General features: G+C 66.5%; 12 protein-coding genes. 8 read left to right on the top strand and 4 right to left on the bottom strand.

The genetic code is table 11. The features are described 5' to 3' along the window. Positions 1-24 precede the first annotated feature (24 nt). From IQ458_RS11725 to IQ458_RS11695, 7 genes are all read left to right on the top strand, one after another. Positions 25-1,152 (top strand): polyamine ABC transporter substrate-binding protein, encoded by a 1,128-nt coding sequence (locus tag IQ458_RS11725; protein WP_203322915.1) that lies wholly within the window; start codon positions 25-27, stop codon positions 1,150-1,152. Positions 1,153-1,312: 160 nt separating this feature from the next. Continuing rightward, on the top strand, positions 1,313-2,449 hold the full coding sequence (locus IQ458_RS11720; RefSeq protein ID WP_192199431.1) for a polyamine ABC transporter substrate-binding protein: 1,137 nt from the start codon (positions 1,313-1,315) through the stop codon (positions 2,447-2,449). 97 nt (positions 2,450-2,546) lie between these two features. Continuing rightward, positions 2,547-3,695, top strand: a complete 1,149-nt coding sequence (locus IQ458_RS11715; protein WP_203322914.1) for an ABC transporter ATP-binding protein — start codon at positions 2,547-2,549, stop codon at positions 3,693-3,695. Beyond that, positions 3,692-4,606: an ABC transporter permease subunit gene (locus IQ458_RS11710; RefSeq protein WP_183637834.1), complete on the top strand. Its 915-nt coding sequence runs from the start codon at positions 3,692-3,694 to the stop codon at positions 4,604-4,606. Before IQ458_RS11715 ends, IQ458_RS11710 begins: the two co-directional genes overlap by 4 nt. Further along, complete coding sequence (locus tag IQ458_RS11705) at positions 4,603-5,445, top strand: ABC transporter permease subunit (protein ID WP_183637831.1); 843 nt, start codon at positions 4,603-4,605, stop codon at positions 5,443-5,445. Before IQ458_RS11710 ends, IQ458_RS11705 begins: the two co-directional genes overlap by 4 nt. Before the next feature lie 68 nt (positions 5,446-5,513). After that, positions 5,514-6,875, top strand: a complete 1,362-nt coding sequence (locus IQ458_RS11700) for an NAD-dependent succinate-semialdehyde dehydrogenase (RefSeq protein ID WP_203322913.1) — start codon at positions 5,514-5,516, stop codon at positions 6,873-6,875. Between the two features lie 230 nt (positions 6,876-7,105). Then, positions 7,106-7,966: a pirin family protein gene (locus tag IQ458_RS11695; RefSeq protein WP_203322912.1), complete on the top strand. Its 861-nt coding sequence runs from the start codon at positions 7,106-7,108 to the stop codon at positions 7,964-7,966. Between the two features lie 201 nt (positions 7,967-8,167). On the opposite strand, the gene aqpZ is transcribed toward IQ458_RS11695, so the two are convergent. From aqpZ to IQ458_RS11675, 4 genes are all read right to left on the bottom strand, one after another. After that, entirely contained in the window at positions 8,168-8,884 is a 717-nt protein-coding gene (aqpZ, locus tag IQ458_RS11690; RefSeq protein WP_183637822.1) for an aquaporin Z, read from the bottom strand. 124 nt (positions 8,885-9,008) lie between these two features. Further along, the gene (locus IQ458_RS11685) at positions 9,009-9,869 is read right to left on the bottom strand and encodes a pirin family protein (protein WP_183637819.1); all 861 of its coding nucleotides are present in this window, start codon (positions 9,867-9,869) and stop codon (positions 9,009-9,011) included. 254 nt (positions 9,870-10,123) lie between these two features. Then, complete coding sequence (gene nfi, locus IQ458_RS11680) at positions 10,124-10,822, bottom strand: deoxyribonuclease V (RefSeq protein WP_203322911.1); 699 nt, start codon at positions 10,820-10,822, stop codon at positions 10,124-10,126. A gap of 53 nt (positions 10,823-10,875) precedes the next feature. Then, entirely contained in the window at positions 10,876-11,397 is a 522-nt protein-coding gene (locus IQ458_RS11675) for a SixA phosphatase family protein (protein ID WP_192199436.1), read from the bottom strand. A 157-nt stretch (positions 11,398-11,554) separates the two neighbouring features. Here IQ458_RS11675 and IQ458_RS11670 point away from each other — a divergent pair. Next, a partial coding sequence (locus IQ458_RS11670; protein WP_203322910.1) for a phospholipase D family protein occupies positions 11,555-13,109 on the top strand: 1,555 nt, incomplete at its 3' end.

Here is a 13,109-nt window from a genome sequence, read left to right as displayed (position 1 = left end):
CTTTCTGCTTCCAGGAGAAGCCCCATGAAGTTCCGAGCATTGACGATTGCGCTGGCCGCGGCCGGTGCCCTGGCGGCCTGTGGTGGCGGCGGGGACGGGGAAAAGAAGGCGGCCAAGGCGGCCGATGAGAAGGTCGTCAACGTCTACAACTGGTCGGACTACATCGCCGAGGACACCATCCCGAACTTCGAGAAGCAGACCGGGATCAAGGTCACCTATGACGTGTTCGACAGCGACGAGATGGTCGAAACCAAGCTGCTGGCCGGTTCCAGCGGCTACGACGTGGTGGTGCCCTCGCTGAGCTTCCTTGGCCGGCAGATCCAGGCCGGCGTGTTCCTGCCGCTGGACAAGTCGAAGATCCCGAACCTGAAGAACGTCGATCCCAAGTTGCTGGAGCGCATCGCCCTGCAGGATCCGGGCAACCAGTACGCGGTGCCGTACCTGTGGGGCACCAGCGGCATCGGTTACAACGAGGACAAGGTCAAGGCCGCGTTCGGCAACACCGACGTCACCGGCAGCTGGGACCTGGTGTTCAAGCCGGAGAACCTGTCCAAGCTCAAGGACTGCGGCGTGACCGTGCTGGATACCCCGTCCGAGCTGATCCCGATCGCACTGAACTACCTGGGCGAGGATCCGCACAGCTTCGATCCCAAGGTCATCGACAAGGCCGCGGCGCTGCTGAAGGGCATCCGTCCCTACATCCGCAACTTCCATTCCTCGTCCTACATCAACGACCTGGCCAACGGCGACGTGTGCCTGGTGGTGGGCTGGTCGGGCGACGTCATCCAGGCACGCGATCGCGCCGACGAGGCGGAGAACGGCGTGCACATCGGCTACTCGATTCCGAAGGAAGGCGCGCCGCAGTGGTTCGACATGATGGCCATTCCCAAGGATGCCAAGCACGTGGACAACGCCTATGCCTTCATCAACAACATGCTGGACCCGAAGGTGGCGGCGGCCAACACCAATTTCGTGACCTATCCGAACGCGGTGCCGGCGTCCAAGCCGATGATCGAGCCGTCGATCGCCAACGATCCGACCATCTATCCGCCGGCCGAGGTCGACGCCAAGCTGTTCACCTTCGCGGTGCTGCCGCCGGAAGTGGACCGCCAGTACACCCGGATCTGGACGGAACTGAAGACGGGCAAGTAAACCGGAGCAGGGCCGCCTCGCGCGGCCCTGGTCTTTGGGGGGGATTGCCGGGGCCTCGGTCCCGGGCACGAACAGGGCATTCCCCGGAATGCCCGCAGTCAAACCGCAAGAACGCACCACTCATCACTGCCATGCCTGGCGCAACTCTGGAGAGAGCTTGATGAAACTGCGAATCCTGGCCACCGCTGTCCTCCTCTGTACCACCCTGGCCGCCTGCGGCGGCAAGCCCGATGCCGACAAGGGGGCGGCCGGCACCGCCAAGGCCGAAGGGGCCAAGGAAGTGAACGTCTACAACTGGTCGGACTACATCGCCGAGGACACCATCCCGAATTTCGAGAAACAGAGCGGGATCAAGGTCACCTACGACGTGTTCGACAGCAACGAGGTGGTCGAGACCAAGCTGCTGGCCGGCTCCAGCGGCTACGACATCGTGGTGCCGACCCTGAATTTCCTCGGCCGGCAGATCCAGGCGGGCGTGTTCATGCCGCTGGACAAGAGCAGGATTCCCAACTACGCCAACCTCGACCCGGAGCTGATGAAGCGCATCGAGCGGCAGGATCCCGGCAACCAGTACGCCATTCCGTACATGTGGGGCACCACCGGCATCGGCTACAACATCGACAAGGTCAAGGCGGCGTTCGGCAACACCGACATCGCCAACAGCCTGGATATCGTGTTCAAGCCGGAGAACGTGTCCAAGCTCAAGGACTGCGGCGTGACCCTGCTGGACACCCCGTCGGAAATCATCCCGATGGCGCTGAACTACCTGGGCGAGGACCCCAACAGCTTCGATCCCAAGGTCATCGACAAGGCCGCCGCGTTGCTGAAGTCGGTGCGCCCCTACATCACCAACTTCCACTCCTCGCAGTACATCGACGCGATGGCCAACGGCGACACCTGCCTGGTGGTGGGCTGGTCCGGCGACATCATCCAGGCGCGCGATCGCGCCGAGGAAGCCGGCAACGGCATCAAGATCGCCTATGCCATCCCGAAGGAAGGCGCGCCGCAGTGGTTCGACATGCTGGCCATCCCCAAGGACGCCAAGCACGTGGACAACGCCTATGCCTTCATCAACTACCTGCTGGATCCGCAGGTGATGGCCAACAATTCCAACTTCATCCATTACCCCAACGCCATTCCCAAGGCCAAGGCGCTGATGGACAAGGCGATCGTCGAGGATCCGACCGTGTATCCGCCACCGGAAGTGGAAGCCAAGCTGTTCACCTTCGCGGTGCTCCCGCCGGAAGTGGATCGCCAGTACACCCGGATCTGGACGGAACTGAAGACCGGCAAGTAACCCATGCGAAGGGGCGGGCGACGACGCCCGCCCCGGAGCGTTTCCATTTTCAAGAAAATACCGGCGCCGCATGCACGGCGCGGTACAGGGGAACCCGATGGCGGCTGACAACCCACCTCCCGGCAACGGCAAGGACACCGCGACCGCCAAGGCCGGTGTCGATGCCTACCTGCGCATCGTCGACGTGCGCAAGGAATTCGACGGCTTCGTCGCCGTGGACGACACCAACCTGACCATCCGCAAGGGCGAGATCTTCGCCCTGCTGGGCGGTTCCGGCAGCGGCAAGTCCACGTTGCTGCGCTGCCTGGCCGGGTTCGAGAAGCCCACGGCCGGCAAGATCTACCTGGACGGGCAACTGCTCAACGACCTGCCGCCCTACGAGCGGCCGCTCAACATGATGTTCCAGTCCTACGCGCTGTTCCCGCACATGACCGTGGAACAGAACATCGCCTTCGGCCTGAAGCAGGACGGCCTGTCCAGGGAGGCCATCAAGAAGCGGGTCGAGGAAATGCTGGCGCTGGTGCAGCTGGGCAAGCTGGCCAGGCGCAAATCGCACCAGCTCTCCGGCGGCCAGCAACAGCGCGTGGCGCTGGCGCGGTCGCTGGCCAAGGGGCCGAAGCTGCTGCTGCTGGACGAGCCGATGGGCGCGCTGGACAAGAAGCTGCGCTCGCAGATGCAACTGGAACTGGTCAACATCATCGAGAAATCCGGGGTGACCTGCGTGATGGTCACCCACGATCAGGAAGAGGCCATGACCATGGCCACCCGCATCGCCCTGATGGATCAGGGCTGGATCCGCCAGGTCGGCACACCGGACGAAATCTACGAACAACCGACCAGCCGCTTCGCCGCCGAGTTCATCGGCTCGGTCAACCTGATCGATGGCGTGGTGGAGGAGGACGAGTCCGACTACGTCACCATCCGCAGCCCGCAACTGCCGGTGCCGGTCTACGTGGGCCATGGCATCTCCGGCTTCGAGGGCCAGGAAGTCTCGTTCGCCGTTCGCCCGGAGAAGCTGGGCATCGGCAAGGCGGAACCGGCGCAGGAGTACAACAAGGCCAAGGGCGTGATCGAGGACATCGCCTACTTCGGCAGCCATTCGGTCTATCACGTGCGCCTGCCGGGCGGCTACAAGTTCATGGCCAACTTCGCCAACGTGCAGCGCTGGGCCAGCGAAGGCCTGACCTGGAACGACGAGGTCTGGGTGTGGTGGGGCGACAACGACGGGGTGGTGCTGACCTCATGAAACTCCGCGACCTGATCAAGAAAGCCACGCCGGGCCCGCGCTGGGCGGTGATCTCGGTCCCTTACCTGTGGCTGTTGCTGTTCTTCGCCATTCCCTTCCTGATCGTCCTGAAGATCTCGTTCTCGCGGCTGGCCATCGCCATGCCGCCGTACACGCCGATCCTGGAATACGTGGACGAGGCGCTCTCGCTCAAGCTCAACCTGGGCAACTACGCGGCGCTGTTCACCGATTCCCAGTACATCCAGGCCTACCTGAGCTCGATCCAGATCGCTGCCATCTCGACCTTCTTCGCGCTGCTGATCGGCTATCCCATCGCCTACGTGATCGCGCGCCTGCCGCCCTCCAGCCGCAACATCGCGATGATGCTGGTGGTGCTGCCGTCCTGGACCTCGTTCCTGATCCGCATCTACGCCTGGATCGGCATCCTCAAGAACAACGGCCTGCTCAACAACCTGCTGATGAAGCTGGGCATCATCAGCGAGCCCTTGCAGATCCTGTACACGCCGATGGCCGCCTACATCGGCATCGTCTACGCCTACCTGCCGTTCATGGTGCTGCCGCTTTACACCAACCTGGTCAAGCACGACCAGCGCCTGCTGGAAGCGGCCTACGATCTGGGCGCCAAGCCGTGGAAGGCGTTCTTCACCATCACCCTGCCGCTGTCGCGCGCCGGCATCATCGCCGGCTGCATGCTGGTGATGATTCCGGCGGTGGGCGAATTCGTCATCCCCGAACTGCTGGGCGGTCCGGACACGCTGATGATCGGCCGGGTGCTGTGGAACGAGTTCTTCAACAACCGTGACTGGCCGGCGGCCTCGGCGGTGGCGATCGTCATGCTGATCCTGCTGATGATCCCGATCCTGATCTTCAACCGGGTGCAGCAGCGCGAGCTGGAAGGGAGGCTGACATGAGCCGCCTGCGCCAACGTAGCCTGACCTGGCTGGTGCTGGGTTTCGGTTTCGCCTTCCTGTACCTGCCGATCCTGATCCTGATGGTGTACTCGTTCAACGAGTCGCGCCTGGCCACGGTCTGGTCGGGATTTTCGGTGAAGTGGTACGGCGAGCTGTTCCGCGATCAACAGATGCTGCAGGCGGCCTGGATCAGCCTGAAGATCGCGTTCTGGACCGCGACCGCGGCGATGGTGCTGGGCACGCTGGCGGCGCTGGTGATGACCCGGATGCGACGCTTCCCCGGCAAGACCCTGTTCGGCGCGCTGATCACCGCGCCGCTGGTGATGCCGGAAGTGATCATCGGCCTGTCGATTCTGCTGATGCTGGTCTCGATGGGCGAACTGCTTGGCCTGCCGTCCAAGGGCGTCATCGCGATCTGGATCGCCCACGTCACCCTGACCGTCTCCTTCGTCACCGTGGTGATCTCCTCGCGCCTGTCCGAACTGGACAAGTCGCTGGAAGAGGCGGCGATGGACCTGGGCGCGAACCGGCTCAAGGTGTTCTTCCTGATCACCCTGCCGATCATCGCGCCGGCGCTCGTGTCGGGCTGGTTGCTGGCATTCACCCTGTCGCTGGACGACGTGGTGATCGCCAGCTTCGTCGCCGGCCCCAGTTCGACCACCCTGCCGATGAAGGTGTTCTCCTCCGTGCGCCTGGGCCTGAGTCCCAAGATCAACGCGCTGGCGACGCTGATGATCGCGATCGTCTCGCTCGCGGCGTTGGCCGGCTGGTGGCTGATGTACCGCGAGGAGAAGCGCCGCCAGCGCGACATGCAACTGGCGTTGCAGGAAAACGGCTGACCGGGCCCACCCGGCGCTAACGCGGCGGGCGCCAGAATGGGCACCTGCCCGAGAACCCAGAGATCGTCATGAAGGTAGACATCGTCAATCCCGCGACCGGCAAGGTCGACCGTTCCCAACCGCTGATGGACGCCGCCGCGGTCGAGGCCGTGCTTGCGGCCTCGCAGCCGGCCTTCCGTGCCTGGTCGGCGCGTCCGCTGGCCGAGCGTGGCGAACTGCTGCGCCGGGTCGGCTCGGAACTGCGCCGCCGTCGCGACGACATCCAGCGGGTGATGACCGTCGAAATGGGCAAGCTGCGCAAGGAGGCCCTGGCCGAAATCGACAAGTGCGCCGGCGCCTGCGACTACTACGCCAACCATGCGGCCGATTACCTGAGGGACGATCCGATCAACACCGATGGCAGCCGCAGTTACGTGCGCTACGAACCGATTGGCTGCGTGTTCGCGGTGATGCCGTGGAACTTCCCGATCTGGCAGGTGTTCCGGTTCCTGGCGCCGGCGCTGATGGCGGGCAATGTCGCCGTGCTCAAGCACGCCAGCAATGTGCCGGGCTGCGCCGACGTCATCGCCGACGCGCTGCATGGCGCGGGCGTTCCGGCCGGCGTGTTCGGCGTGCTGCATATCGACAACGACCAGGCCGCCGAGGTCATCCGGGATCCTCGCGTCGCCGCGGTGACCCTGACCGGCAGCGAGCGCGCGGGCCGCTCGGTGGCGGGAAACGCCGGCCAGCAGCTCAAGAAGTGCGTGATGGAGCTGGGCGGCAGCGATGCTTTCGTGGTGCTGGAGGACGCGGATCTGGACAAGACCGTGGCCGGCGCGATTGCGTCCCGCTTCGGCAATGCGGGGCAGACCTGCATTGCCGCCAAGCGCTTCATCGTGGTCGAGGCGATCGCCGATCGCTTCGTGCAGCGCTTCAGCGAAGCGGCGGCGAAACTGCGCCTGGGCGACCCGCAGGACGACGCTACCACGCTGGCGCCGATGGCGCGCCAGGATCTGCGCGACGAACTGCATCGCCAGGTGCAGGCGAGCATCGCCAGGGGTGCGAAGGCCCTGCTGGGTTGCGAGCCGGATGCCTCGCACGCCGGTTATCCCGCTTCGATCCTGGATGGAGTGAAGCCCGGCATGCCGGCCTACGAGGAAGAACTGTTCGGCCCGGTCGCCAGCATCCTGCGGGTGCGCGACGAGGCCGAAGCGGTGCGGGTCGCCAACGACACCACGTTCGGCCTGGGCGGCAGCGTCTGGACCGGCAATGCCGATCGCGGCGATCGGGTGGCGCGCCAGTTGCAGGTCGGCGCGGCCTTCGTCAACGCGATCGTGCGCAGCGACGTGCGCCTGCCGTTCGGCGGCACCAAGCGTTCGGGCTTCGGGCGTGAACTGGCCGAGCACGGCATCCACGAGTTCATGAACATCAAGTCCGTCTACGTGGCCTGATCGCCGCGAATGGTAGGCGCGACCCCGGCCGCGAGCTCTTTCTCATCGTGCCAGGCGGACGAACCGCGTGTGCGGGCATTCCGCCGAAAGCTCGCGGCCGGAGGCCGCTCCTACCGGGCGGGTCGGCTCCTTGGCTACCGGCTCCATGGCTGGAACAGATGGTTACGGGTGCCGGCATTCCGAAACCGGTGCCGCGCTGCCATCTTTCCGGCGTTGCCCAGGAGGTCACCATGCACACCCCCGTCGATATCCATCCCGCCCGCGTCCTGCGCAAGGTGCGCGGTCGCGCCACCTCCGATGGCGCCGGCGTCAAGCTGACCCGCGTCATCGGCGGCCCGGACCTGCCGGATCTGGATCCGTTCCTGCTGCTGGACGAGTTCGGCACCGATCGCGCCGAGGACTACCTCGCCGGTTTCCCGGAACATCCGCATCGCGGCTTCGAGACCGTCACCTACATGCTCGACGGGCGCATGCGCCATCGCGACAACCACGGCAACGAGGGCCTGCTGACGCCGGGTTCGGTGCAGTGGATGACCGCCGGCCGCGGCCTGGTGCATTCGGAAATGCCCGAGCAGGAATCCGGGCGCATGCGCGGTTTCCAACTGTGGGTGAACCTGCCGGCGCGCGAGAAGATGACCGCGCCGAAGTACCAGGAATTCGCGCCGGAACGCATTCCGACCGCCTCGCCCGGACCGGGCGTGGGCATCAAGGTGATCGCCGGCCGGGTCGGCGACGTGGAAGGTCCGATCTTGCAACCGGCCACCGATCCGGTCTATCTCGACATCGCGCTCGACGCCGGCAAGGCATGGGACTACGTGCTGCCCGAAGGCCACAACGCGTTCGTGTATGCGTTCGAGGGCGCGCTGACGGTGGGCGAGGGCGAGGATGCGCGCGCACTGGAAACCCATGAGATGGGCGTGCTCGGCGGTGGCAGTGGACTCAGCCTGCGCGCCGGCAACCAGCCGGCCCGCGCCATCCTGGTGGCCGGGCGCCCGCTGCGCGAACCGGTGGTGCGGCATGGCCCCTTCGTGATGAACAGCAAGCAGGAAATCATGCAAGCCTTCGTCGACTTCCAGGAAGGGCGGTTCTGATCGCATCCCGAGATGCCGGCCTGTGGGAGCGACGTAAGTCGCGAACCGTTTCCGGCATCGAGTTCCGAAAGAAGGGAGCCTTACTTCCCGCCATCCCGCGGCTGATGGTCATCGCGACTTACGTCGCTCCCACAGGGAAGAGATGAACGGAGAAAAAAAGCCGGGCAATGCCCGGCTTTTTTTGCAACGGATGCGGCGAAGTCAGTCCTTGCCAATCGCTTTGTAGATCACGCCGCCGAGCAGGCCGCCGAGGATCGGCGCCAGCCAGAACAGCCACAACTGGCTGATAGCGGTCGGGCCGGCGAACAGCGCCACGCCGGTGGAGCGGGCCGGATTCACCGAGGTGTTGGTGACCGGGATGCTGATCAGGTGGATCAGGGTCAGGGCCAGGCCGATCGCGATGGGCGCGAAACCCGCCGGGGCGCGGCCGTGGGTGGAACCCATGATGACGATCAGGAAGAACGCGGTCAGCACCACTTCGGTCAGGAACGCCGCCGCTACCGAATAGCCGCCCGGCGACATCGCGCCATAGCCATTGCTGGCGAACGCGCCGGCTGCATTCGGATCAATCGCGAAGCCGCTGGCGCCGCCGGCGATCTGGAGCAGGATGAATCCGGCCGCGATGCCGCCCAGCACCTGGGCGACGATATAGGGCACCAGCTCCTTGATCGAAAAGCGGCCACCGGCCCACAGGCCGAAACTCACCGCCGGATTGAAATGGCCGCCGGAGATGTGGCCGAACGCGTAGGCGCCGGTCAGCACGGTCAGGCCGAAGGCCAGCGCCACGCCGAGGAATCCGATGCCGAGTGGATTGGCGTCACCGCCGAACTTGGCCGCCAGCACGGCGCTTCCGCAACCGCCCAGCACCAGCCAGAAAGTACCCAGGAACTCCGCCGCGAGTTTCTTTCCAAGACTCATCTGTAATCCCCCAAGGAATGGATGGAACCGTCGTCCGACGGGCCGCACGCGCACGAGGATCGCGCGGGTGCGGCCCCAGTATGCCTTGGGTAACTCAAAAAAGTGTGACAGCCATCACTCTTGATTAATGATCGGGCAAGGGAATGAACTCGGTCTCGCCGGGCACCTGGCCGAATTTTCCTTCGCGCCAATCCTCCTTGGCCTGTTCGATCCGCTCCTTCGAACTGGAGACGAAGTTCCACCAGATGTGCCGATGCGCGTCGAGCGGTTCGCCGCCAAGCAGCAGCGCCTTCACCGGTGTCTTCGCGCGCAGCACCGGCCGGGTGCCGGGATCCAGCACCACCAGGTGCTTATCGGGAATGTCGGCGCCGTCGAGCTGCGCGTCGCCCTCCAGCACGTACAGCGCACGCTCGGCATGACCGCCATCGATGGCGTGCTCGGCGTCGGGCTCCAGATCCAGGGCCACGTTGAAGGTGTCGGCGAACACCCGCACCGGCGATTCCTCGCCATAGGCGCGGCCGGCGATCACCCGCAGCCAGGTGCCGTCATGGCGTCGCTGCGGCAGGGTGTCGGCCTTGTGGTGGTGGAATTCGGGCGCGACCTCCTCGTAAGCCTTCGGCAGCGCGACCCAGGTCTGCATGCCGTGCAGCGGATGCGGATGCGCGCGCACGTCGGAAGGCGTGCGCTCGGAATGGGCGATGCCGCGGCCGGCGGTCATCCAGTTGACGTCGCCGGGCAGGATGACCTGCTCCGAACCCAATGTGTCCTTGTGATTGATCGCGCCGCTCCACAGGAAGGTCACCGTGGCCAGACCGATGTGCGGGTGCGGGCGCACGTCCACGCCGCGGCCCTCGTCGAAGGTCGCCGGACCCATGTGGTCCACGAACACGAACGGACCGACGCTGCGCGCCTGCAGGCTGGGCACCGCGCGACGGACCTGGAATCCGCCCAGATCGTGGGTGCGGGGGGGAATGATGAGGGTCATGGCGTCCTCCGTGGGTGGCTGCGCGCAGGATGGCACAGCGTCATGACGCGCGCAGGGCCGGCGGCGGCAACGGATTGTTTCCGTGATGGACGCATCGCCCCGCATCCATCCCCGTCGCCCGACCTGGAAGGGGTAGGAGCGGCCTCCGGCCGCGAGCTCTTCGTTCGCCATGAGAGGGGGACGAACGGCATGAACGTGTCCCCCGCGAATTCAGCGGAAAAGCTCGCGGCCGGAGGCCGCTCCTACCCACCTGGCTATCGCGAGGCGGGCGCGAGCGGGACGTCGCCGCGCCGCGACGCCAGCCGGTCTGCCAGGCGCGTGGGTTCCGGCAGGCGGTAACCACGCAGGCAGTGCAGGGTCCAGTCGAGCGCACCGGCCATCGAGACGCGGTGGCCGGGCGAGACGATCAGCGGCAGGCAACGCGGCTTGCTGCGCAGCGCCCAGCCGATCTGTTCGCCGCCATCGATCAGGGGGGTGTGGTCGCCGCCGCGATCGCCGGGCGGATCGAAGCGGCCGCACAGCGGTTTCTTCGCCACTCCGATGCTGGGCAGGCCGGTCGCCACGCCGAAATGCGCGGCGATGCCGAGCCGGCGCGGGTGGGCGATGCCCTGGCCGTCGATCATCACCAGATCCGGAGCCTGCCGCAGCATCGCCAGCGCCGCGACCAACGCCGGCAGTTCGCGGAAACTGAGCAGGCCCGGCACGTAGGGCATCGACGTCGGTACGCGCGCGACATGGGTTTCGATCGGCTGCAGATCGCGCGCATCGAGCAGCACCACCGCCGCGCGCGTGGTTGCGCCGCCATCCTCGAAACCGACATCGAAACCCGCCAGGTGACGCGGTGGATCAAAGTCGTCGCGCAGGCGGACCTGGCGGGCGAGTTCCTTCTGCAGCAGGCGGGCGTGGCGGGCGCTGCCGTCCCACGCGCCGAACACGTTGGTCGCGTCGTTCATCGATGCAGGGTAACCGATGCCGCCTGTGCGCTCCGTGCAGGCGGCGCGCGCGGTCAGTAGCGCGCGATCTCGACCCGCACGCGGCCATCCGCGCCGACGTGGATGCGGGTCAGGCGGTCGTACTCGGTGTCCGGCATCGGCGCGGCCGGCTGGCCGGAGAGGGCGGTCACCAGATCCGGCACGGTATTGCTGTGGCCGACGATCAGCACCGTGCCGTGATCGTGATCGCGACGCCAGCGGGCGGCGCTTTCGGCGGCGGGGCCACGCGAAAAGTAGGCGTTGACGGGAATATGCCGGCGATCCGCGGTGGGTTGGGCGGTCTGGCGGGTACGTTTGAACTCGGTCGCGTAGACCGCGACCACGGGCGCGTCGGCCAGGACCTCGGCCAGCCGCTGCGCGCGGCGCAGGCCAATCTCCGACAGTTGCGGATCCTCCGGATCGTCGGTGGCCTTCTCGGCATGCCGGACCACCACGAAGGTGGTGCCGTCGGAAGACGGCGTGCTGGCGCAGCCGGACAGGGCCAACGCGGCCGCCGCGAGCAGAAGGCACAGGAAGCGGTTCAGCGGGATCGTCATGGAGAACTCCGGCGAAGACGCACGCAGCATATCGCAGGCGTCCTGGCGGGCGGTCCTGCGGTGGCGGCAGCGAACCGGCGAGGCCGGCCGCCGGGGAGGCGCCAACACATCCGTCAGGACACACCCGGTAGAATCGATGCATGTCACCGAGGAGCCCATGATGGCACGCAAGCTTCGCCTGCTGGGCCTGATCCTGCTGACGCTGGTCATCGCCAGCCTGGTGTCGCTCTACAGCTACGGCCGGTTCGCCGCGCGCGTGCACGGACCGGCGACGCAGGCCCTGCCGATCGCCGCCAACGCCACCGCGCTGGATCGCGCAATCGCGCCGCTGACCGAAGCGCATCCGGATCGGAGCGGGCTTGGCCTGGTGTCGGACAACCTCGATGCCTTCGCGATCCGCGCGCTGACCGCGCAGGCGGCGGGGCGCAGCCTGGATCTGCAGTACTACATCTGGCACGACGACCTCACCGGACAACTGCTCGATCGCGAACTGCTGCGCGCCGCCGACCGCGGCGTGCGCGTGCGCCTGCTGCTGGACGACATGAACGCGCATGGCCGTGATTCGCTGCTGGTGGCGCTGGACCAGCATTCCAACATCGAGGTGCGGATGTTCAATCCGTCGCGCAACCGGGCCGGCTTCCTGGGACGCGGCATGGAAATGCTGCTGCGCGGCGTCAGCCTCAACCGGCGCATGCACAACAAGGCGTGGATTGCCGATGGGCGGATTGCGGTGGTGGGGGGACGCAATATCGGCGACGAGTATTTCGACGCGGCCACCGATACCAATTTTCTGGATCTGGACGCGGCCCTGCTGGGACCGGCGGTGCGGCAGACCGAAGCGATTTTCGACGCGTTCTGGAACAGCGGCTCGGTGATCCCGCTGCATGCGCTGGCGCGCGCGGACGAAAACGCGCTGGCGGAACTGCGCGCCGACGTGGACAAGGCGCAGCGATCGCGCCGCGCCGCGCCGTATCTGAAGCGGGTGGAAAACTCCCCCGGCGTGCGCGCCTTCGTCGAGGGGCAGATGCCGCTGCACTGGCCCGCGTCGACCCAGGTGCATTCCGACCCGCCGGAGAAAGGCGAGGGCAACGGCGGCGACGGCTGGCTGATCAACCGGCTGGTGCCGGCGGTCTCCGGGGCGCGCGAACGGGTCTGGCTGATCTCGCCGTACTTCGTGCCCGGCCGTGACGGCGTGGCGTGGCTGGCCGGGCTGCGCCGGCGCGGCGTGGAGGTGGGCGTGCTGACCAATTCGCTGGCGGCCACCGACGTGACCGCCGTGCACAGCGGCTATGCGCCCTACCGGGTGCCGCTGCTGCGCGAGGGCGTGAAGCTGTACGAGCTGATGCCGCGCGGCGCGCAGGAGGACAGCAGCCTGTTCGGGTCCAGCGGCGCGAGCCTGCACACCAAGGCATTCGTGGTCGACGGCGCTTCCGGCTTCGTCGGTTCGTTCAACCTGGATCCGCGCTCGGTCAGCCTCAATACCGAGATGGGCGTGTTCTTCGAGGACGCCGACACCGCCGCCGAACTGGCCCAGCGCTACCGCGACAAGACCTCGCCCGCGTACAGCTACCAATTGCGGCTCGCCGACGGCAAGCTGCGCTGGGACGACGGTTCGGTGACCCCGCCGCGGACCTGGGACCACGAACCCGGCGTCGGCCTGTGGCGCCGCGGCACCGTCAAGGTGTTGGAATGGCTGCCAATCGAATCGCAGT

The organism is Pseudoxanthomonas beigongshangi (assembly GCF_016820515.1).
Lineage (GTDB): Bacteria > Pseudomonadota > Gammaproteobacteria > Xanthomonadales > Xanthomonadaceae > Pseudoxanthomonas_A > Pseudoxanthomonas_A beigongshangi.
The sequence above is the reverse complement of the archived record's forward strand: the minus strand, read 5'-3'. Positions and strand labels throughout refer to the sequence as shown.

Coding starts and splice junctions, on each gene's coding strand:
- IQ458_RS11725 (WP_203322915.1), top strand. CDS start 25: ATGAAGTTCCGAGCATTGACGATTGCGCTGGCCGCGGCCGGTGCCCTG.
- IQ458_RS11720 (WP_192199431.1), top strand. CDS start 1,313: ATGAAACTGCGAATCCTGGCCACCGCTGTCCTCCTCTGTACCACCCTG.
- IQ458_RS11715 (WP_203322914.1), top strand. CDS start 2,547: ATGGCGGCTGACAACCCACCTCCCGGCAACGGCAAGGACACCGCGACC.
- IQ458_RS11710 (WP_183637834.1), top strand. CDS start 3,692: ATGAAACTCCGCGACCTGATCAAGAAAGCCACGCCGGGCCCGCGCTGG.
- IQ458_RS11705 (WP_183637831.1), top strand. CDS start 4,603: ATGAGCCGCCTGCGCCAACGTAGCCTGACCTGGCTGGTGCTGGGTTTC.
- IQ458_RS11700 (WP_203322913.1), top strand. CDS start 5,514: ATGAAGGTAGACATCGTCAATCCCGCGACCGGCAAGGTCGACCGTTCC.
- IQ458_RS11695 (WP_203322912.1), top strand. CDS start 7,106: ATGCACACCCCCGTCGATATCCATCCCGCCCGCGTCCTGCGCAAGGTG.
- aqpZ (WP_183637822.1), bottom strand. CDS start 8,884: ATGAGTCTTGGAAAGAAACTCGCGGCGGAGTTCCTGGGTACTTTCTGG.
- IQ458_RS11685 (WP_183637819.1), bottom strand. CDS start 9,869: ATGACCCTCATCATTCCCCCCCGCACCCACGATCTGGGCGGATTCCAG.
- nfi (WP_203322911.1), bottom strand. CDS start 10,822: ATGAACGACGCGACCAACGTGTTCGGCGCGTGGGACGGCAGCGCCCGC.
- IQ458_RS11675 (WP_192199436.1), bottom strand. CDS start 11,397: ATGACGATCCCGCTGAACCGCTTCCTGTGCCTTCTGCTCGCGGCGGCC.